Raw genomic sequence first — 22,705 nt, 5'->3', positions numbered from 1 at the left:
CGAAAAAATGAAACAAATAGCTGTCATAGATAATTACGATTCTTTCGTTTATAATTTAGTTCATTATTTGAGAGAACTAACAAGCGAACTTTCTACAAACAAAGAACAACAAGCACAAATTACCGTTTTTAGAAACGACCAAGTAAAGCTAGAAGAACTAGAAAAATTTGATAAAATCTTACTTTCCCCTGGTGGTGGTATTCCGTCAGAAGCAGGAAAGTTATTGGAAATAATCAAGCATTTTGCACCAACAAAAGATATGTTAGGCGTTTGTTTGGGACATCAAGCATTGGGAGAGGCATTTGGCGCAAAACTAGAAAACCTTTCAAAAGTCTATCACGGAGTTGCTACGCCTATCAAAGTTTTGACAGAAGATAGTCTGTTTTCAGGACTTCCAGCCAAAATAAATGTAGGGCGTTATCATTCGTGGGTTATTCAAAAGGACAGTTTGCCAGCCGATTTTGAAATAACTGCCGTAGATGAACAAGGCGAAATTATGGCGATTGCTCACAAAAAATATAAACTCAAAGGCATTCAGTTCCACCCAGAATCTATCCTTACACCAGAAGGAAAAACGATTATTAAAAATTGGTTGGAAAACGTACCACAGACTTCCCAGTCTGTGAATAAATAAATTTCAATTAACCGTCAACGAGCTTAAAAGCGTCGTTGAGGATTTATAATTTCTATCTAAACCTCGTTGACGGCGAAGTCTCAACGACGGTTGATAAACATACAAAAATGAAAAACATACTAAATCACTTATACGAACACCACACCATTACAAGAGAAGAAGCAAAAAATCTCTTGATTCAAATCTCAAATGGCGATTATAATCAACTTCAAGTTGCATCTTTTCTGACAGTTTTTAATATGCGAAGCATTACAGTGGATGAGCTTTTGGGCTTTCGTGATGCGATGCTAGAGCTTTGTCAGCGTGTAGATTTGTCGGCTTATGATGCGATAGACTTGTGTGGAACAGGTGGCGATGGTAAAAATACCTTTAATATTTCAACGATTACTTCTTTTGTGGTTGCTGGTGCAGGTGTGAAGGTTGCCAAACATGGAAATTATGGCGTTTCTTCGCCTTGTGGTTCGTCGAATGTATTGGAACATTTGGGCGTAGTTTTTACGACAGATGAATCTGTTTTACAAAGGCAAATTGAGGAAGCAAATATTTGTTTTTTACATGCGCCTTTGTTTCACCCTGCTGCGAAGGCTGTTGCGCCTGTTCGTTTGCGTTTGGGAACAAAAACGTTCTTTAATATGCTAGGACCTATGGTAAATCCTGCTTTTGTAAAACGTCAGATGATTGGTGTTTTTAGTTTGGAATTGGCTCGTTTGTATGCGTATTTGTACCAAAAACAGGAAGGTTCACAGTTTTCGATTGTGCATTCTTTGGCTGGATATGATGAAATTTCGCTTACTTCTCCTTTCAAAATGATTACCAATGAAGGCGAATTTATTCTTTCTCCAAAAGATTTGCATACAGAAACTTTAAAGCCAAATCAAATTGAAGGAGGAACAACTATAAAAGAAGCTGCTGATATATTTTTGAGTGTTTTGAATAACAAAGCAACAGAAGCACAAAAAGAAGTGGTTTTGACAAATTCAGCAATTGCACTTCAAACTTCTTTTAGAAATACAAACAAAGAAACCTCTTTTGAAGAAGCGAAAGCACTAGCAAAAGAATCTTTAGAAAGTGGAAAGGCGTATGAAGCTCTACAGAAATTATTAAAACTTTCTCCTCAATTGGTTTAAATTACGACCTGCCAAAGCAGCGAAGCTAATTACGAATTACGAATTATTTTTCCCTTAGAAAATATTTATACTAATATGGTAAACAGAATTGAAGTTTCATCTTGATAACTGTTTACTGATAACTGACAACTGAAAGAATGCTAGAAAAAATAATCCTTCATAAACAAAAAGAAGTTGCCCAGCTCAAAAAAGAAATTTCTATTGAAAGTCTAAAGCAAAAGCCTTTTTTTAATAGAGAAACAATTTCTTTAAAAAAATCTATCAAAAATGGTTCTGGAATTATTGCAGAATTCAAACGAAAATCTCCATCAAAAGGAATAATTAATGATTCAGTCGATGTTATTGAAATCACACAAGGTTATGCCTCTGCTGGTGCTTCTGCACTTTCCGTTCTGACAGATACAGAATTTTTTGGTGGACAAATAAGCGATTTAGAAATTGCTCGTGCATATAATGAAATTCCTATTTTGAGAAAAGATTTTATGATAGATGAATTTCAAATATATCGTGCAAAAGCGAGTGGGGCAGATTTAATTTTGCTTATTGCTGCTGTTCTGTCTCCCAAAAGATGCCTAGAGCTTGCCGAAAAAGCAAAAGAATTAGGCTTAGAAATTTTGCTAGAAATTCATGCAAAAGAAGAGCTAGAACAGGTTAAAGAAATTGCTCACATAGTTGATGCTGTTGGTGTAAATAATAGAAATCTAAAAACATTTGATGTTGATATTGAGGAATCAATGCGACTTTTTGATGAAATTCAAACAATTAAGAAGGAAAATCAAAGCAAAAATGATTTTGTGCTAATTTCTGAAAGTGGTTTGTCTGATATAGAAAGTGTTTTAAGATTAAAACAAAAAGGATTTGAAGGCTTTTTGATGGGAGAATATTTTATGAAACAACAAAACCCTGCACAAGCGTGCAAAGAGTTTATAGAAAAATTGTAATTTTACAGTCCTCAACGACGGCAAAGCCTCGTTGACGGTTGGAATAAGTAAAAACAAACCGTCGTTGAGACTCAAATGCAGCCGTCAACGAGGATAAAAACAATAGATTTCTATTTAAAAAAACTCCTCGTGTCAAAAGTTATTACTTTATTTCTGTTATTTTTATTTATCAATCATTTTATTTTTGCCCAAACTAATTCCGAACAAGATTCTGTTATTGAGCTAAAGGCTGTCGAAATTCAATCTAATTCTTTAGAAGAAAAAGCAGCAGGTTTTGAGGTTCAGAAACTGGACTCTTTGGCAATGGCAAGTTATCAGACTTCTGATTTGGGCAGACTTTTATCGTATCGAACGCCTATTTTTTTGAAGTTTTATAGCATCTCTGGTTTGGCTTCTCCGTCTTTTCGTGGAACAAGTGCAGGACATACACAAGTTTTTTGGGAAGAAATTCCTCTTAATTCCCCTACTTTGGGACAGGTAGATTTTTCGCTTTTTCCTATTGGATTACTAGACGAAGTAAATGTTCATTATGGAGCAGCTAGTTTGCGTTATGGAGAAGGAGGTTTTGGAGGTGGAATTTCATTAAATCACAATCCTAAAAATACACAAAAAGCATTTTCATTGAATTGGATTCAATCCATAGGCAGCTTTCAGGCTTTCAAACAGCTTTTGACGACTTCCTATTCTATTTCAAACTCAAAACGATTACATATAAAAGCTACAAGTCGTCTTTTTTATAAATCTGCCAAAAATAATTATTCCTATAATTACAATAAAGAAACATTTACTAGAAAACGAGCAGCTACAGAGCAAAAAGGAATTGTTCAAGAATTTTATTTTCTTCCCAAAAACACATCAAGACTTTCAAATCATCAATTTTCGTTTCATTTTTGGGCGCAAGATGCAAGCCGAGAACTTCCACCACCTATAACAGTTCCTATAAACAAAGAAACGCAAGATGACTTCTCTGTTCGGAATCTTTTACAATGGAAATATAAAAAACGAAATTTTGAAGTGAGTACAAAAGCAGGTTATTTGTACGATTTTTTAGAGTATAGAAATGAAACTTCGGCTATTGTTTCAAAAACAAAAAATCAATCCTATCATTTTCTCTCAGAAATGAAATATGCTCCTCATCAAAAACTACTTTTACAAACAGGAATCCGAATAAGACAAGATTTTGCTGATGTAGATGGTTATAATCAGAGACATTCACAGGCACAACAAAGCATTTTTGCTTTAATAGAATATTCGCCTTCCCCATTTTTTCAAACTAATTTTCTAGCTCGCCAAGTTGTTTTGGATAATGAATTTCAAGCCTTTTTACCTTCTTTAGGTATTAATTTTGTTAAAAATAATTTGGAGGTCAAAGTGAACGCTGCTCGTAATTTCCGTGCGCCTACCTTGAATGATAGATATTGGTTTCCTGTTGGCAATCCTGATTTGAAAAATGAAGAGGGTTGGAATGGAGAATTTTCGGCAATTTATCATTTTATAGATAAAAAAGGCACAAAATTCTCTTTTTCGTCACTTTATTTTTGGGCTAATATTAATGATTGGATTTTGTGGTCTCCTGCTGTGGCTGGTTATTGGCGACCTGAAAATTTGCGTTCTGTCTTTTCACAAGGAATTGAAAGTAATCTTTTCTTCAAAAAAACGAGTCAAAATTTCAATCTTGAAGCGAATGTTTCTTATACTTATACCAATTCGAAAAACTTAAAAAAGATTAGAGATTTGGATGAGTCAGAAGGAAAACAGCTTATTTATACACCTTTTCATCAGCAAAAAAGTTTTGTTTATGCAGCTTATAAAAGTCAGTTTTTGAGAATTGAACAACAGTTTGTAGGCAAACGTTTTACCACAACGACAAATACAGAATATTTACCTTCTTATTTTTTGGCTAACTTTTCTTTAGGAAAAACAATCAATTATAAAAAAGTGAAGTTTGTTTTAGAGCTAAATTGTCAGAATATTTTTGATTATCAATATCAATCAATGGCTTTTTATCCGATGGTAGGACGTAGTTTTGAGTTTGTTTTGAGGACTAAATTTTAGAATTAAAATGTCTGTAAAGTTAATACCTAAAAATTATTCATTTCTACATCTTTCATTGTTTCTGCTTCTTTACTACTTACTTTTTTCATTACACTTATATCTCCTGTTGTCTCCAAAATCATAGCATCAATTTCTTCTAAACTATCCATTCCTTCTTTTCTTGCAGCAAAATAAATTTCATCAATAGCAATTCTTTCTTTCTTCAAAACCTGTTCGTATAATTCTCCTTTATAAAGTAGTAAAACAGGTTTACTAGCCACTAGTTTTTTGATAAATTTGAATCGAACTGAAAGCCAAGTAATTATATATTGCATAACTATAAGAATAGAAAAACACATAATTCCTTCTGCAATCGCAATTTTATTGTTCAGGGAAATAGTGGCAAGTATAGAACCCATAGCTACTGTAACAACAAAATCAAAAGCATTCATTTTTGAGAGCGTTCGTTTACCAGAAATGCGTAGTAAAAAAACCATTGATAAATAAGCTAAAAAAGTCATGATAGAAACTCTAGCTATATTTTCCCAATTTGTAAAAAAGATATTTTCCATTTGATTGTATAGGTTTATGTATTTTTGATTGAACAAAAAAAAACTGATTTCCTTTTATAAAATCAGTTTTTTAGTGATTATCATAATTAACATTTATCAATAGAAGATTGTTGACAAATATTTTTCATTGTTGCTATTTAAATGATTTTAAAACTCTATTCCCACCACCATAATATCATCTGTTTGAGATTCATTACCTTTCCAATTTTCTAATTTCTCAATTACTTCGCTTTCTTGAATAGAAAGAGGAGCATCAGTAGAAATGAGTTTTTCAAAATTCTTTCTCAGAAATTTCTTGTTCTCTTTTCCTCCAAATTGATCTTGATAACCATCAGAAGTCAAATAAATACGCATTCCTTTTTTTAGTTCTAAAAAAGTATTTTCAAAGTTTGTTCGTTTGTGTCTAAACTGTTGTTCTCCAATAGGTCTTCTTGTGGCTTTTATACAATTTAAATTTTGATTTGGAAAGCGATAATACAAAGGAATTTTTGCTCCTGCATAGACAAGCTGATTTTCTTTCAGAATTATTTTGAGAATAGCGATGTCCATTCCATCCTTTATTTGTGTTTGTTTTTGATGTAAATGTGCTTGCAACAAATCATCTAATTTTTCTAACATTTCTGCTGGATTTAATTCTTTTTCAGATGAATTATGATGCGTAAAAATATCATTGAGTAAAGAATTACAGAGAATTGTCATGAAAGCACCCGAAACGCCATGTCCTGTACAGTCAGCTAAAGCTATGTAAAAAGTGCTTTCTTTTTGAGCAAACCAAAGACAGTCTCCACCTACAATATCTTTAGGACGATTGAGAATAAAATGAGTGGGAAAGTATTGAAAAAGTTGAGTTTCATTTACTTGAATAGCATCTTGAATATGTTTTGCATAGTTAATACTTTCTTTTACTTTTTGATTGGCAGAGGTAATCTCATTATTTTTCTGTGACAAAATCTGATTTGCCTTTTGGTTACCTTTAATTCGTTTGAGTGTCATTACAAGAATTAGCAAGACTAAAAAAGTTACTCCACCAAGTAAATAGGTTTTTCCTTCTTCCCATTCAGATTGTTGCTGCAAAAACTCAATTTGCTGTTCTTTTTTTCCTACTTGAAAACGAGCTTCTAGTTCATTAATTTTTTCTAATTTACTCTCTTCAAAAAGAGTTTCTTTGAGCTTTACATATTTTTGAAGATTTTCTAAGGCTTCAGCAGGCTGTTCTGTTTTTTGATAGAGTTGTGTCAGAAATTCATAATTTTCTAATTCTACAGAGCTATTGCTTGTTTGGATAGCTAGTTCTAAACTTTTTTCAAACAATATTTTTGCTTCATTATATTCTTTTTGGGCTAAACGAGCCTGTCCCATATTTACTAATGTAGCTGACATGCTAGACGGATTTTCTAACTTTTCTTTGAGTTGAAGTGCTTGTTCGTAATAATGGTAAGCCGAATCATAATTGGAAAGAACAAAGAGTTCGTAACCAATATTATTGAGAGTAAAAGCAATACCTCGTTCAAAATTTATTTCTTTACAAAGTTGTAATGTTCGGCGATAAAACTCTAATGCCTTTTGAGGTTTTTTTTGATCAGAATAAAGAATTCCTAAACTATTGGTTGAAGCTGCTTCTCCTCGTTTTATACCCAGTTCTTGGTATAGTTTTAAAGCTCTTTGATAGTATTCGATAGCTTTGTCTTCATTTTTTAGATTTCGATGTACATCTCCAATTTGTTTACTAACATCAGCTATAAGTTCTTTTTTATTATTTTTCTCAGCATTTTTTAATACTTCCATAAAAAGGCTATATGCCTTTTGATCATCTCCAATGGTATAAAAAATGCCAGCTAAAGAAGTTTTCCAGTGATTGGCAAGAGTATCTAAAGTGATTTTATTTACTTCCTTTTGAATAAATAAAGCTTTTTCGTAGGCTTCTATGGCTTCAATAGAATTTCCTTCTTGCTCTTCTAAGAATCCAAATGCTGCATGTAGTCTTGCTTCTAGTAGTTTATCATTTGTGTCATTCTGTAATACAAAATTCAAAACTTTTCTTTTGTCCTCTGACGATATTTCAGATTCTAAAAGAGTATTTAACCAATTTCCTTTTTCTTGCTTGCTAATACTTTTATAAACAGTAAGCAAACTATCTGCTGTATTGGCAAATAAAGTAAAAGGAAAAAAGACAAATAATAGGACTATATATAGTTTTTGTAAATACATCTTTTAATAATAGAGTAGCATATTTTATTCTACTTTAAATAAACATAGATTTCTTTCTATTTCCAAATTATGTAGTAAAATCTTAGTTTCTCTTGTTTGCTATTTCTAAAAGCGTTTCATAATATTCTCGTCTTTCCATTTTGGATTTGAGCCACGCATAGAAAGCCATTTCTTGTAAATCTTCTTGCTGACTACTTTCTGCAAAAGTAATTACTTTATCAACTTTTTCTGAAAAATCAGGGTGTGTAACTCGCTGTGGATAACGCATATATTCTTCCAAAAGATTTAAAAAAGGTCTGCTGTTTTGATAATTGGATTGTCCTAAAAGAGAAGCATATTTTTGTTTTATTTTTGAGATAATTTTTCTTGCAATATCATCGTTTTTGAGTTCGAACTGTAAAACCGATTCAATGAGCCATTTTCTGACTACCCATTCTTTACCCATTTTTTTCTCTACCCAAGTATCAGAATGACCAAAGTCTAATAAAACTTTGTGAGCTTGTTTGAAATTACTTTTTTGAAAATGATAAAACACTAGATTAAGATGCGTATTCAAAATATCATTTGTAGAAAGAATAGATTTATTTTTTTTGAGTAAATTTTCTAATAACTGAATGGCTTTTTCTCGTTGTTCTGTAAAGGCAAGATTAGCAGCCGTAAGAAGAATAAATTTTGAATAAAAAGAAGTTTTATAGCTTTTTGAATTTTTGGTAGAAGAATCTAAAATACTTTTAAATTCCTCAAGGTAAGATAGCGATTCTTTAAATTTTTTGTTGCGATATAAAACGTGAGCCAACATGTAAAGTAATGAAAGTCTGTAGTATTGATTGTAAGACTGATTTTTTTCAGAAATCATCATATCTTTTAATAACTCATCATAATTTGCACGCAAAAAAAACTCAAAATTATAATAATCCTTTTTAGCCACTACGGCATTTCTAGCAATGGAAAGTAAATTAAAACGAATTCTAGGGCGTTCGCTTACTGCTTTTGTCAAATCCCATTCTTCTAAAATCTGATTCATCATTTTATCAAAATCTAATACTTTTCCTTCTCGTTTTGCTTCTGCAAGTTGATTTTTTAAGATGCAGTTGGCAATGTGCGCTCGTTCTTCTTGTTCTGCCAAGATTTTATTTTGATTGCGTAGCTCTAAAAGTTCTTCAAAGGGAGGTGAAAACTCATTATCTGTATTGGCAAGAGCAAGATTATAAATTGAGTTGAGAAGATGATATTGTTCGTTTTGTTGAGCTTGGTTTTGAGCTTTTTTGAGGTATTTCCAAGCAATATTTTCTAAATTTACTTCAAAAAGATAATGAGAAAGTGAAATTATTCCCATAATATCTGTTCCTTCAATCGTCTGGTCTGTACTTCTTGAAAGCGTAATAAAATCTATAAAATGCTGCATTAATCTTCTACGAAGAGCATGATAAGCCACTTTATTCTTGGTTTTTGGATAAAGACGTATCAATAATTCTTTTCCATTATAGATAGTTTCTTCTTGCAAAAGTTCTAAAAGCTGAAGGTCTTTTCTATTTTTACGGATTTTTTGACGCTGTACGAAAGCATGAAGAGCTTTTTTTTCCTCTTCCGAAAAAGTATCTAAAATAGAACGAAGATTATCCATGTATTAATTACGAATTAAAAATTACGTTTTGAAATTATAGCCTAAAATTATATAATTTCATTGGTATTGCTTAAGATAAGATAATTACTTTCTAGAAAAAACTAATACTAAGCCTAAAATTGACAATACACTTATTTTACTCCATTTTGTGATTTTCCAAAATTTTGGATTATTTAGATATTTAGTCAATTTACTTGCTAAAATGGCAATTGTTCCAAAAATTAAAAAAGCTTGTGACATAAATATAAGTCCAAGTATAATCATCTGTAGCGTTATATTATATCCATTTGGACTTATAAATTGAGGTAGAAAAGCAATAAAAAATAAAGAAACTTTTGGGTTTAGAACGTTCATTAAAAATCCTTTTTTTACAAGAGGAAAAATTTTAGTTTTTTCAATATGACTAGTTGATTTTAAATCTAAGTCAGTTTTTTTCTCTTTAAAAGCCTTAAAAGCTAAATAAAATAGATATGCAGCACCTAAATATTTGATTATAGAAAATGCAAGAGCCGATTTTTGAATAATAATTGATAAACCTGTGGCTGCTGCCAAAGTATGTATAAGTACACCTAATGAAAGTCCAAGAGATATGGCAATTCCATCTTTTTGTCCTTTTGTTAAACTTTCTGTTAGTACAAATAAATTATCAGGTCCTGGCATCAATGTTAAAATTATTGATGCACCAATAAATGATAGTATTACTCCTAATTCCATGTTTGTTTTTTATAGTGTTATAAATTTTTTTTCATATTGTTGTTGGTGGTAATACCAAAAACGACATAAGTATTTTTATCAAGGATAAAATTTATAATATAACAACCCTATAAATACTTCTCCTTTCTACAAATTTACAATTAAATAATTTTGTTGTACTTATTTTTGAAGAGTTTACTCAGTTTTGACTCCAAATTGAAATTATATTTTTTTACTTTATAGAATTTGCGTATTTTTAGGTCACTATTATCCTATATTATTCTATCCTAGAAACTACTAATTTTTTGCAAATTTATGCACTTTTTTTCCCTTCAAAAAAAGAACAGCAGATTATTTTATTTTAATAATTTATTTGGTTACTCGTCTGCCTTTTTACTTCAACTACTTTTAGTAGTTTATTTCTCTACATTTTATTTTTCTTTTTCTCATGCTCAAGGCGTTCGTTTTTCAGCGATTACGACGGCAGAAGGGCTTTCTCAGAATACCATAACAGCAGTTATCCAAGATAAGCAAGGGTTTTTGTGGATAGGAACTCCTGATGGTTTGCATAGGTATGATGGTTATTCATTGATAGACTACAAACACCTTCCTAATGATTCAACTTCTTTAGTAGATAATTCTATCACGGCACTTTGTGAAGATAAAAATGGGGATATTTGGATAGGAACAGAAAAAGGAATTAGTAAATGGATTCGAAATAAAAATGCCTTCATACAAGTTCAGTTTGGCGAAACTGGAGCTATTCCACATACACAAATTAATAGTTTATTTAAGGATAATAAAGACAATATTTGGGTAGGAAGTCAAGAAGGACTCAGTTTTTATCAAGATAAGAAAAATGAATGGGTGCATTTTGCTTCCAACAATCAGAAATTATCTATTTTGAAAGATTTACCTATTTCAGCTATTGCTCAAGATACAAAAGGAACAATGTGGGTAGGTTCAGATTCATTAGGTCTATATAGAGTTGCATTAGCCCAGACCAATGAACAAGTAAAACATTTTGAATTAAAGGATGGTCTTTTAGACAACCATATTACTTCATTAGCAATAGATGCAACAGCAAATGTCATTTGGATAGGTACAAAAAAAGGATTACAAGCTCTTCATTTAGATAATTTGACTAATCAGCAAGCAACTCAAGAGCAAAAAAATGATAAATCATTTACATCTTTTGTTCATAAATCTAATGATGAAAATTCTATAAGTGATAATCATATTACAGGTCTTTTGATAGACAAAAGTGGAAATCTTTGGGTAGGAACTGCTTCACAAGGTTTGAATAAATATTTGAATGAGAAGTCAGGTTTTCTTCGTTTTCAAAAAGATGTTTATAATCCGTTTAGTTTGAGTGATAATACAGGAATAAAAGTTTTGTTTCAAGACCGTACAGGTGTTTTTTGGTTTGGAACGTCACAAGGAGGATTAAATAAATATGACCCTGAAAAAATTAAATTTAGATTATATCGCTCAGTAAATGACCTTCGTAAAAATGGAATTCAGGATAATAATATAACTTGTTTTTATAAAGATGATGAAGGAAAAACGTGGATAGGAACAAAAAAAGCAGGTATTTTTAGATATAATCCCAATATTGCAAATGGTTGGTTTACGCAATATTCTCGTTATTCTCATGGAATGCCAAGCGATGATGTAACAGGGATTACACAGGATTTGTATGGAACAACTTGGTGTAGCACAAGAGATAGAGGAGTAGGTCGTTTTTCATATAAAAATGGAAATCTGACAATTGTTCAATACAAAAAACATTGGGAAGGGTTACCTTCAAGCAGAATTTCAAAATTATTTACAGACAAAAAAGGTGAAATTTGGGTACTTACTTTTGAAGGCGATTTGTGTAAATATAATCGTTCTCTTAATGATTTTGAAGTGAAAATAGAAGGAGAGCCTAATCTGACAGATAATGAAATTATGCTTTCAGTAAAATCAACAGATAAAAACACCATTTGGGTAGGAACGCCTACAGGAGCGTATTTATATGATATTGCAACAGAAAAAATTATTTTAGACAAACGAAAGGATCTTAAAGTTTGGGTGAGTGCTATCGAAGAAGTAGGTGAAAATAGTGTCTGGTTTAGCTCTAGTAAAGGTTTGATTCGTTATTATCCAAAACAAGATTCTTTGAGCTATTTTTCAAGAAAAGATGGTTTGCCTACTGATATGATTTATTCGGTTATTTTAGGAGAAGATAAAAATCTTTGGCTTTCTACAAATAAAGGAATTTCTCGTTTTTCTTTAAAAACACTAACAGCAAAATCGTATGATGAAACAAATGGTTTACAAGGGCAAGATTTTTTAGCAGGTTCATATTATGAAAGCGAAAAAGGAGAGTTGTTTTTTGGAGGAAAAGATGGATACAATGCTTTCTTTCCAACAGAAATAAAAGATGATCCATTACCTCCACAACTTGTTTTTACGGAAATAGAAATTTTTTCTAAATCACTTCCTTTTATAGACTTTATCACTAGAGTAGAAAACCCATTAGATAGTTATATCTTGACAGCCGATAGCCTTACTTTAGATTATGAAAAAACAGGTTTTTCTTTAGAGTTTGCAGCTCTTCATTTTTCTGACCCAAAAAAGAATATGTATGCTTACAAAATGGAAGGACTTGATGAAGAATGGACGTATGTAAATTCAGGACGTAGATTTGTAAATTATCCAACTCTACCTTATGGTAATTATGTTTTTAGAGTAAAGGCTTCTAATTCGGATGAAGTATGGAGTGAAGAAGGAATTGCGCTTTATATCAATGTTTCTACGCCTGTTTGGGAGCGTCTTTGGTTTAGAATATTGGGTGTTTTTATGATTGTGGGTATTATTTCTACTTTTTATATTGCCAAAATTAGAAGAAGTAAAAATCAACAGCTTTACTTAGAAACACAAGTAGCAGAACGTACAAAAGAACTTCAAGAAAAGAACAAGAATATGACAGATAGTTTGCGCTATGCTGAAACCATTCAAAAAGCTATTTTACCTACTGAAACTGATTTAAAAGAACATTTGCCTGAAGTATTTACAGTTTATGAACCTTTAGATATTGTTTCTGGAGATTTTTATTGGTTCAAAAATTTGGGTGATATTGTCTATGTTGCTGTGGCAGATTGTACAGGACATGGAGTTCCAGGAGCATTCATGTCTATGATTGGTAGTTCACTTTTGAGTGATATGGTACAGCAAAACAGAACTTTAAAACCTTGCGAAACTCTTGAGTTATTAAATACGAAAATAAGAACATCACTTTCCCAACAAGACAACAGAAATACAGATGGAATGGATATTTGTTTCTGTAAAATTAATTTAAAGACTCATCAAGTATGGTTTTCAGGTGCAAAACGACCTCTTTATATTACCAAAAAAGATGGCGTTTTTAAAGAGATAAAAGGAGATAGAAAATCTATTGGAGGAAGAAAAAGAGACAAAGATGAAAAAGTATTTACCACAACAGAAATTCAGCTTGAAAGTGGAGATATGATTTATCTAACTTCGGATGGATATGCTGATCAGCCTAACAGTAAAGGTAAAAAAATTGGTAGTTTGCAACTACAAGAAGTATTAAAAAATATTGCTTCTCTACCAGCTCAAAAACAAAAACAAGAACTTACAGATATGTTACTTGTACACCAAGGAGATACCAAGCAACGTGATGATATTGCAATTATGGGTATTCGGGTATAAAAAGTCAGTTTTAGTAAGCTATAAAAAAAACTATTCAATTATACAATATATATAATTGAATAGTTTTTTTACTAAGTAATTTTATTTTTCTAAGAATTAATTATTAAAGCTATTCTTCTTCTAAAGAAGCTATTGATGTAGTATTGAGTGTAGTATTGTCTTCTTTTATTCCTAAAGATTCTACCAAACTAGTAAGTTGTTTTTCCAATGCTTCCACTTTTTTAGTCAAAACAGAATCAGTATTTTCTTGAGCATTTTGGTTTTCTTGAAGACTTGCAACAATGGTTTTTAGTTCTGTAATCTGCTTTTTGAGATTTTCAAGTTCTATTTTTTGTGTTTCAATTTCCTCTTTTTGTTTATCTATTATAGTTTGCTGTTCTTTTGTTGCTTCTATTAAAACAGGTACAAGACCTATATAATTTACAGATTTATAACCTTCATTATTTGTATGAACCAAATTAGGAAATACGTCTTCTATTTCTTGTGCAATAACACCAAACTGTAATTGGTCATCTTTGCTTTTGTCTTTCCAATAATAATTTGTTCCACGAAGAGAAAGAATATTTGACAGAGAATTATCTAGTGTATTGATTTGTTTTTTATAACGACGGTCACTTGTTATGAGAGTGCCACCTGATAAAAATGCAGTTCCATTATCTCTCAATTCAAATATGTTAGTGTTTCCACTATTTTTAGCCAAAATAACTAAAGCATCTGTATTTGAATTTCTATTATGCAAAGAAAGTAGAGTGTCAGTTTCATTTTTTCCTATTACTTGTAATACTGTTCCAGTAGCTGTTAAATCTTTTTCTTCTACTGTAAATACAGGTAAGTTAGGATTAGAAGGACCTCCATCCTGTCTGTAAAAATTAGCTACTTTGCCCTGCGTTCCTATAGCTTCTATAGCAGATCCAATATGTCCTCCTGAAGATATTGTCTTAACAACAGGAGTAGAGTTAGTATTATTGCTGATAGCACTTATAGCTCCTAATAAGCCATCTGAGCTTATTGGTCTAACATGTAATTTAGCACTCGCTCCTGTGGGGTTGCCTACAAACATATTTCCATTAATAGTAGTATTTGAATTATTACCTCCTATTGAAGTATTTCCACCACTCAATTGAATATTTACGTTTCCTTTAGTAGTACCATTTCCACCTGACAAATTCATGTTTCCTCCTTGTCCACTTGGATCTGTTGATTCTCCTGCTGTCATTGAAATTTCACCACCAGAAGGGTTTGGTGTAGAAGCTAAATTTAATGTAAAATTAAATATTCCACCTAAATTTTTATCTAAAGAAAGAATGTCAAAAGGAAAGCCTGAATCTGTAACTTTCAGATTTGCATCAGATATAATTACATTATCTGGGTTTATACTAAAACGAGTTGTAGGTGCAGGTTCTGTTTGAATTTGAGTATTGAATTTAAAAGTTTGGTCTAATGCTGTAAGTTCTAAGTTGGCTAATCTGAATGTTGAGGGAGAAAAATAAGCTATTCTGGATTCTAAAATAGTTTTATCTGTAGAACCAAGATTAAGATTTTTTATTTGATTTATATTAAAATCAAAGTTATTATAATTAAAAGCACCTCCTGTACCTGATATAGATGTAGCTCCATCGATAACAACATTATTAGATAATCTTCCTCCTAAACGAACTTCATTAGAACCATTTATTTCTACTCCATCTATATAATTAACATTAACAGCAGAGGATAAATTAATAGGAGAAGGTGTACCAATAGAAGGTGGAATATAATACAAATCTCCGTCAGACTCTTTTACATAAAGTCTTCCAAAGTCATTATTGCTTGCAAAAGCACTTACTATAATATCTTTTTTTATTCCTATTATTCCTCTAGAATTAATAGTCATTTTTTCCTCTACTGATCCATTAGTTGGATTACCTGTGTGAAACGATAATGTAGAAGGAATGCCAGAACCAAGGGGTGCAGATGTTGCAGTCATTGATATTCCTCCAGCATTTGAAAAACCTGATCCCTCAAAGCCATCAAAATTTATGTTACCTAATATATCTCCTGCTGCTATAGTTGTTGGGTTTGTTAAATCTCCTCTTGACCTTTGTAGTGTTATAGAAGATGTTTCTGTATTGCTTCTACTGTTGATAGTAATATTAGTTCTGCCATCATTAACTTGAGTAATATCATCTACATCATAAAATTCTGCTTTTGATGCTCCTGAACCGTTGGTTTCTAGTCTCAAATATCCTTCTTCTGAACCTCCTTGTGTTACAGTAGATAATGTAACTATACTTGTACCAGTACCTTGTGTATTAGCTACTACATTTACTTCAGCATCATTTGTAGTATTTTGGTTTGTTGCATATAAATAGTTACTAACTACACTTGTTTCATCTCTATCTGTTCCTACAGAAACATCTCCTCCTACATTAGCGACAAAACGACCTGTTCCATTGACTTCTAAATTGAAAGTAGGAGCTGTTGTTATTTGAGTATTTTGTGTCAATGCTCCTCCCAATCTAACGGTATTTAGAGCATTAGTAATACCACTTTCAAAAATCAATGGACTAGAACTTGTATTGATAAAAGAAAGACCCCAACGTAAGTTTCCTGAGCCATCAGAATATAATTTGTTTGCTAGTGGAAAAGAAGGAGCAGAATTAGGTAAATTGAGCCACCCATTTAATAATAATTCAGAATCAAAAGAGGTATTATCTCCTATTTCTATATTTCCACCTGCTGACTGCATTTGTATATCTCCATCTGCATCGATTTCTACGTTTCCATCGGCATCAAGTTCTATATCTCCATCTGCATTTATATCAAAGGCATTTATATTATCTACTGTAAGATTTGTTTCAGTGCTTAGTTTTTCAATAGAAAACAAACTTGTTCCCAAGACTTGATCTCTAATATCAAATTTACTCCCAATGTCATTTAGATACACATTTGTCGTATATAGATTTGAAGGAGCTGCTGATGAAAAAAAAGAGGAGTTTGTTCCATCAGTAATACTAAAGGCTGCATCTATAATAGCTACATTAGAACCAGTTGTTCCCGAAAGCGATAATGTGTTGATATTTGTTAAAGAGACATTATTACTATTAGCATCTATTGTTGTGGCATTTGATAAAGTACCTCCTAAAGAAATTCCAAGTGCTGTTGTTGTTAATCCATTTGTAGATTTAGCTGATATTTGATTGCCTATAATATCAATACCATCACCAGCTGTGTAAGTGGGAATACCACTAAGTTGTGATGCGATATAATCTGTCATTGCTAGTTCACTTACCAAAGCATTATCAGAAAAAGGACTTGTGACACCTCCACCACTATTTGTAGTGAGAGAGTTTGCATTAAAACCACCTAAATATAAATCATTTACAAGTAACTCGTTTATACTTGTAGAATTAGATATATTTACATTTGAGCCATCATCTGTAATTGAACCATCTACTAAAGTTGTTCCATTCCAAAATGGAACAGTTTCATTAGTAAGTGAACCTACTTTTGGATCTGATTCTGTAGTGATAGCTGTTCTATCAATCCAAACTACCTGACCCGTTGCATCAGTTGCAAGTACTTTGTTTGCTCCTCCACTTGCTATATCAATTGTTTGGATAGTTCCATTGACAATTTTGAGGGATGTAATAGAATTATCAGAAACTGAATTAGCAGTATGAGCATAAGGAACAGCATGCAAAACAGTAACTGGAGTAAGTGCATTTCCATTGACACTAACACGCAAACCCAAAGAAGGATGTTGTGAGAAAAAATTGTTAGTAAATGGAGTCTGAGAACCCAAAACAACAGAATAAAGTCCGTCTTGTACATTTATAGTTTGTGTTTCTGTCCAATCAACTGTATTTGTTGTAGGATTAACTAATTCGAAAACCATACTAACCGAACCTGAAAAAGGAATTCCATCCTGAACTAATTTCCCTTGATAAGTAATCTGTTGAGTAGATGTTTGAGCTTGAAGTGAAGTAGTAAAACTAAAAAGGCTTACTAAACCTACTAATAAAATAAAATATATTCTTTTATAAAAATTAATAGATAGAGAAGGTAAATAAATTGTTTTCATAATGTTTTTCAGAATTATAAGATTAGATTCTTAGATAATGGTAAACTAATTTAGTAATTTTTCTTTAGAGTTGAAATTTTTACAACTAAATCAACAACGTACAGACTAAAACAAAGGTTTATGAAAATATCTATTGCTTAAAAATAGTAAAGGTTATCACAGTTATTTTGTATAACAGTCTTCCAGACTGGTGAATTTGATAAAATGCTGTTTCTAATGTTCAGAGTGGAAGTTTAAACTCTCAAGATACCTTTGAGGTGTCAGATAGATTACATTTGCATATAAATAAGTTTGCTCAGTTACTTAGTGTTATTTAAGTAAGTATGAAAAATTTTTCCACAGGCAAGGTGTCTAAACAGTCTTCCAAAAGCTGCTTATTCGTTTTATCAAAAACAGGATGCACAAAATTAGGTGCAATCTCTACCAACGGAACAAGCGTAAAACGACGTTGGTGTAAAAATGGATGAGGGATTTTCAAGTCTTTTTTCTCTTTTGTAGTGTCTTCTTTTTCTTCTAAAACTAGATTTTCATAATAGAGAATATCTATATCAATTGTTCGGGCATACCATTTTTGATAACGTTTTCTACCTAATTTTTTTTCTATTTCATCAATCTGAATCAATATTTCTTGTGGAGACAATAGAGAAGAGACTTGAATAACTTGATTCAGAAAAGAAGGCTGATTTTCTACGCCCCAAGCAGCTGTTTGATACATGCTTGATTCTAGTTCAATCTTTCCAATCTGTAAAGAAATATTTTTTTTTGCTTCTAAAATATTCTGTTCTCTATCTCCTAGATTTCCTCCTAATACTAGAAAAACTGTTTTTTGCTTCATTTCTTATTCTTTCAAAAATAAATATAAAATCAAAACGAGGATAATTTTTTTTATGAATTATCCTCGCTTTGTTCTAATTAAAATTACTGCTTTTTTACTCAACAATAAAATAATATGTTATCTGAGTGGTTTGGTTAAAAGTGTCTGTTGCAGATATAGTTAAAGTATAACGAGTTCCTATACGATCATTCTGATCAACAAGAAATCTATTATTACTTATGCTAATTACTAATCTATTGACTAAATCACCTGCATCTAAATTTACTCCATCTATTTCTATATTGTTTCTCTTCCAACTAACATTATAACTATCCAAAGCTACATCTTCTATTATTTTTGTTTCTGTACGAATAGTAGCTCCTGCTGATAGTGTAGTGGGTGGGTTATTAGGATTGCTATTAAAAATACTTGGCTCGTCATTGATATAATTAAGACCAAGTTCTATATCAGGAGCTTCATTAGGTAGAATATCAATAATAAATTCTCTTGTTGTTGGAGCATTGCCAGCAACATCTGTCGCTTCTACTTTAATTGTATAAGTATCTTGATTTTGAGCATTCGATGGAATAGGAACAAAAACCGAATCATTTCCCACAAGATTAAAAATTGGGTTATTAATATTTTCACCACTAATTAAAGGAGTTGGATCATTATTAAAATAGACATATACATCTTTTAATGTTCCAAGGCTATCTCTTACAATTCCACCAGTAATAAATAATTTTTGTCCTTGTATGACTTCTATTTCACCTATTTCATTAAAAGGACGGTTGACTTTAATTTTTTCAATGATTGGACTTTGAGTATCGCAATTCATTGTAAAATTAATACTAACACTTCTAACGTTGTTTTCAAAGTCTTCTGCTGTTATTATTAAAGTAAGCATGGAGTCATTAGGTACATCTAGAAATACTAATTCATTACCAAAAACAGTTGCTAAATTTACTGAATCAACATCATTGGTAGAAAATGTGCGATTAATAATTCTAGTACCTGTCTCAAACTGTGCTGTTATAAGCTTTATTCCAACATTATCTGTAATAAAACCTCCTAAGGGAACTTTTTCTAATCTACAAGCAGGATAACTACCATCATCAAAAGCTTGAATATTAGGCAATAAAACATCTGGAAACGTGGGTTTTGTAGCATCAGCACCCACAATAAATTCTCTTGAAATAGTATTTTTTAATCCACTAATATCAATGGTTGTAATTGTAAGTTCATATTTACCCAAAGAAAAAGAAGAGGGAACGATAATAGAAGAATCTTTTAATTCTAATACTCTTGCTCCTACATTATTTATTTTTTTAGTATTTGTCCACGGACGAGAAAGATTTTCTGCTGGTTTTATATCAATTATTACTGTATCTATTCCAAAGTTATCAGACAAAACAGTATTCAAAAAAATTGTATCTGATACATTATACTGATTATTTAGAGCAAATTCTCCAATAAGAGGCTGAGAAAGGTCTTCAATAGGAACACATCTAAAAAAGCCAACTATCAATCCTAAAAAGAATAATGATAGAAATGAATATTTTTTATAGAGTGATTTATAGAATGAAAATTTCATAAATTTTATAATTAGTATAGCTTGTCTTTATAGTGAATACTATTAAAAAAGACCTATTTATTCAGACTAGGAAGACTGAAATAGTTATAACCTACAATTTGAGTTACTTACGTAAAATCAGTAAATGAGATTCAAAGTTAAGGTTTTACTAGCACTTTAAAGTCTAAGACTTCTTTTTTTATTAAAAATACAAACAATAAAGAGTATTTTCAAAAAAATACCACTTATTTTTGAGATTCTTTCCTTAAATTGATTTTAAAACTTATGTTTTACTTTCTAAATCAATTGGCTACATCGTAGTAAAGTTGTAATTTGATTTATAAAGTAAGAATACATAATTTCGAAAACTTGCATTTTTACCAATTCAAAAAAGATATATGCTTTTTAAAAAAATTATAACTGCTTTTGTCGGACAGACAGACACCAATGACGGAATTGATATACGATTCGGTAGATATTCTGACGCACATAAAACATTAGAAAAATATGATTCGTGGGCAAGGTCGACAGGTTTTTTCGAAGAAAAAAATTATTTGCAAGCCTATTTAGAATTTTTTAATTACTTATTAGATGATAACGAAAGCAATCTGAATTATGATACAGTTCAGATTAATAAAGATGGAAATGTAGCAGATTTTAAAATAGATTTTACGTTACAACAAGGCTCAAAAATAGTTCGTGGTTTTGCTAATTCGGAAGAGTTTGTAGGAGAAGTAAAGCTCGTTCAGGTAAAAGGTGATTTGCATGTTGCTTTAGGAAGGCGATTAATGGAAATGAATTATAACCTTTTGTACAGTGGATTTTCTTTAGATGAAAATGGCGTAATTTGGATTCGTTTTACAACTAATACAGTAGATAGTTTTGCAGGTAAGTTATATAATGGACTTAGAGAAATTGCTACTCGTTCGGATGCACAAGATGATTTATTATTAAATGAATTTACAAATCAATTAGAATCTATTGACGATAAGCATATTGAGTTTTTATCAGAAGAACATCAACAAGTAAAACTTCGTTTTTTGAAAAAATGGATAAAAGAAGCATTAGATGAAATAAAAAAACTAAATACTGAGCGTCTTGCTTCTGCTATTTCATACATGTTATTGACACTCTTGTATCGAATAGATTATTTACTCACTCCAGAAGGAACAATCACAGCTATATTAGAAGACATTCATAAAGTTGTTTTTTATGACCAAAATAGATTGCCTGTTCAGCGCAATGATTATGCAATAAAAGAATTTGAAAAATTACTCGCTCTCTCTGATAAAGAATTAGTATCTAATTTTTATGAAACTAAAGCTACATTTGGTATTTCAAAACCTGCTTATGGACAAGATATAAAGGAGATAATAGAAAAACAGTTGCAGGCTGCTTCTTGGTTTGATAAGAACGAACAGCAAGAGTTTACTCCTTTTGTTTTTGAATATATTGCTGGATATTGTTTATTTAATTATGGATTACCACGTCCGACAAAAGAGTTTTTACATCTTTATTTTCAGATTATTTGTCCAGATTATTTTGAAGCATTGGGAGCAAACCATACTTTTTCTGAAAAAAAAGAAAACCAAATTATTTTACAAAAGAATCTAGTTATAAAACGAATTGATTTTATTTTGGAAACGTGGGAAGAAATGTATCCCACTATTACCGACAAAAAAACTAAAATTGATTACAAAGACTTTACAAAATTTTCCTTTGATTATTTTTCTTTTGTAAAAGAGTTGAAAATTACTAACCAGTAAAATTATTATCAGTTAATTTCATAATTACCATTTCTAAACTATGAAAAAAATAGAAATAAAACTACCTAATCCACTTGCACCAGCGAAATCTATTCTTATAGATTATCATCTTCCAGAACAAAGAACAAATTCTCAAACCCCTATTATTGTTTTTCTACATGGTTTTAAAGGCTTTAAAGATTGGGGAGCTTTCAATCAAATGGCTCAAATTTGGACACAAAAAGGGTTTTTAGTTTTTAAAGTCAATTTTTCTCATAATGGAACGACAACCGAAAATCCTCTTGATTTTGAAGATTTGGAAGCCTTTGGACAAAATACAATTACAAAAGAACTTTCGGATACAGCAACAGCAATCAATTTTATTTATAATAAAAATTCAGACTTACCAAAAAGAAATAGAGAAGATATTCGTCTTGTTGGGCATAGTAGAGGAGGAAGTACAGCTATTATTTATGCTTCTAAAGACAAACGCATCAAAAAAGTAATTACACTTTCAGCAGTTAGTAATTTGGAGGAGCGTTATTTTAATGAAAAAAATAAAAAAGAATGGCATAAGAACGGAGTAGTAATCATCGAAAATGGACGTACAAATCAGAAAATGCCCTTATTTGAATCTTTACACGAAGATTTTAAGAAAAATCCTGTAAACTATTCTGTAAAGGAGGCAACTCAAAAACTCAATACAGCAAATACACCACAGCTTATTCTTCACGGAGCTAAAGATATGTCAGTGACACCACAAGATGCACAAGATATTTTTGAATGGAGTCAGTCTACCACTAGCCAAAATCAAAATGCAAAACTGATTTTAGTAGAAGAAGCCGACCATACTTACAATACCAAGCATCCCAATTTGATAAATAATATTGAAGAATTGCCAACTTCTTTTTTGGAAATGACAAATTTGGTAGCTCGGTTTGAATGATTTACTCTGAT

The 22,705-nt window shown here is 31.2% G+C and carries 14 protein-coding genes; 7 read left to right on the top strand and 7 right to left on the bottom strand.

The window, feature by feature from the left end:
- Nucleotides 1-7 precede the first annotated feature (7 nt).
- The 4 genes from V9L04_RS00195 to V9L04_RS00180 all read left to right on the top strand — a co-directional run bounded on the left by V9L04_RS00195 (nt 8) and on the right by V9L04_RS00180 (nt 4,757).
- Entirely contained in the window at nt 8-634 is a 627-nt protein-coding gene (locus tag V9L04_RS00195) for an aminodeoxychorismate/anthranilate synthase component II (RefSeq protein WP_338792037.1), read from the top strand.
- 107 nt (nt 635-741) lie between these two features.
- Complete coding sequence (gene trpD / locus V9L04_RS00190; protein ID WP_338792036.1) at nt 742-1,761, top strand: anthranilate phosphoribosyltransferase; 1,020 nt, start codon at nt 742-744, stop codon at nt 1,759-1,761.
- 137 nt (nt 1,762-1,898) lie between these two features.
- Nucleotides 1,899-2,702 (top strand): indole-3-glycerol phosphate synthase TrpC, encoded by an 804-nt coding sequence (gene trpC / locus V9L04_RS00185; protein ID WP_338792035.1) that lies wholly within the window; start codon nt 1,899-1,901, stop codon nt 2,700-2,702.
- 129 nt (nt 2,703-2,831) lie between these two features.
- Nucleotides 2,832-4,757, top strand: a complete 1,926-nt coding sequence (locus tag V9L04_RS00180) for a TonB-dependent receptor plug domain-containing protein (RefSeq protein ID WP_338792034.1) — start codon at nt 2,832-2,834, stop codon at nt 4,755-4,757.
- 26 nt (nt 4,758-4,783) lie between these two features.
- On the opposite strand, the gene V9L04_RS00175 is transcribed toward V9L04_RS00180, so the two are convergent.
- The 4 genes from V9L04_RS00175 to V9L04_RS00160 all read right to left on the bottom strand — a co-directional run bounded on the left by V9L04_RS00175 (nt 4,784) and on the right by V9L04_RS00160 (nt 9,854).
- The gene (locus V9L04_RS00175) at nt 4,784-5,308 is read right to left on the bottom strand and encodes a YetF domain-containing protein (protein ID WP_338792033.1); all 525 of its coding nucleotides are present in this window, start codon (nt 5,306-5,308) and stop codon (nt 4,784-4,786) included.
- Between the two features lie 147 nt (nt 5,309-5,455).
- Nucleotides 5,456-7,516 (bottom strand): tetratricopeptide repeat protein, encoded by a 2,061-nt coding sequence (locus V9L04_RS00170; RefSeq protein WP_338792032.1) that lies wholly within the window; start codon nt 7,514-7,516, stop codon nt 5,456-5,458.
- Nucleotides 7,517-7,598: 82 nt separating this feature from the next.
- A complete protein-coding gene (locus tag V9L04_RS00165; RefSeq protein ID WP_338792031.1) occupies nt 7,599-9,140 on the bottom strand; it encodes a hypothetical protein in 1,542 nt (513 codons plus the stop codon).
- Nucleotides 9,141-9,224: 84 nt separating this feature from the next.
- A complete protein-coding gene (locus V9L04_RS00160) occupies nt 9,225-9,854 on the bottom strand; it encodes a LysE family translocator (RefSeq protein WP_338792030.1) in 630 nt (209 codons plus the stop codon).
- A 294-nt stretch (nt 9,855-10,148) separates the two neighbouring features.
- On the opposite strand from V9L04_RS00160, the gene V9L04_RS00155 reads away from it, so the two are divergent.
- Complete coding sequence (locus V9L04_RS00155; RefSeq protein ID WP_338792029.1) at nt 10,149-13,553, top strand: two-component regulator propeller domain-containing protein; 3,405 nt, start codon at nt 10,149-10,151, stop codon at nt 13,551-13,553.
- A 109-nt stretch (nt 13,554-13,662) separates the two neighbouring features.
- On the opposite strand, the gene V9L04_RS00150 is transcribed toward V9L04_RS00155, so the two are convergent.
- The 3 genes from V9L04_RS00150 to V9L04_RS00140 all read right to left on the bottom strand — a co-directional run bounded on the left by V9L04_RS00150 (nt 13,663) and on the right by V9L04_RS00140 (nt 20,024).
- On the bottom strand, nt 13,663-17,616 hold the full coding sequence (locus tag V9L04_RS00150) for a tail fiber domain-containing protein (RefSeq protein WP_338792028.1): 3,954 nt from the start codon (nt 17,614-17,616) through the stop codon (nt 13,663-13,665).
- A gap of 313 nt (nt 17,617-17,929) precedes the next feature.
- Nucleotides 17,930-18,451, bottom strand: a complete 522-nt coding sequence (folK, locus tag V9L04_RS00145; protein WP_338792027.1) for a 2-amino-4-hydroxy-6-hydroxymethyldihydropteridine diphosphokinase — start codon at nt 18,449-18,451, stop codon at nt 17,930-17,932.
- 94 nt (nt 18,452-18,545) lie between these two features.
- Nucleotides 18,546-20,024 carry a hypothetical protein gene (locus V9L04_RS00140; protein ID WP_338792026.1) on the bottom strand — a complete coding sequence of 493 codons (1,479 nt, stop codon included), beginning with the start codon at nt 20,022-20,024 and terminating at the stop codon, nt 18,546-18,548.
- 377 nt (nt 20,025-20,401) lie between these two features.
- Here V9L04_RS00140 and V9L04_RS00135 point away from each other — a divergent pair, with 377 nt between their 5' ends.
- Both V9L04_RS00135 and V9L04_RS00130 read left to right on the top strand, forming a co-directional pair.
- Nucleotides 20,402-21,769, top strand: a complete 1,368-nt coding sequence (locus tag V9L04_RS00135) for a hypothetical protein (RefSeq protein WP_338792025.1) — start codon at nt 20,402-20,404, stop codon at nt 21,767-21,769.
- A 40-nt stretch (nt 21,770-21,809) separates the two neighbouring features.
- On the top strand, nt 21,810-22,694 hold the full coding sequence (locus tag V9L04_RS00130) for a dienelactone hydrolase family protein (protein WP_338792024.1): 885 nt from the start codon (nt 21,810-21,812) through the stop codon (nt 22,692-22,694).
- The last annotated feature ends 11 nt before the right edge of the window (nt 22,695-22,705 follow it).

The sequence above is a fragment of the Bernardetia sp. MNP-M8 genome (assembly GCF_037126285.1).
Lineage (GTDB): Bacteria > Bacteroidota > Bacteroidia > Cytophagales > Bernardetiaceae > Bernardetia.
The sequence above is the reverse complement of the archived record's forward strand: the minus strand, read 5'-3'. Positions and strand labels throughout refer to the sequence as shown.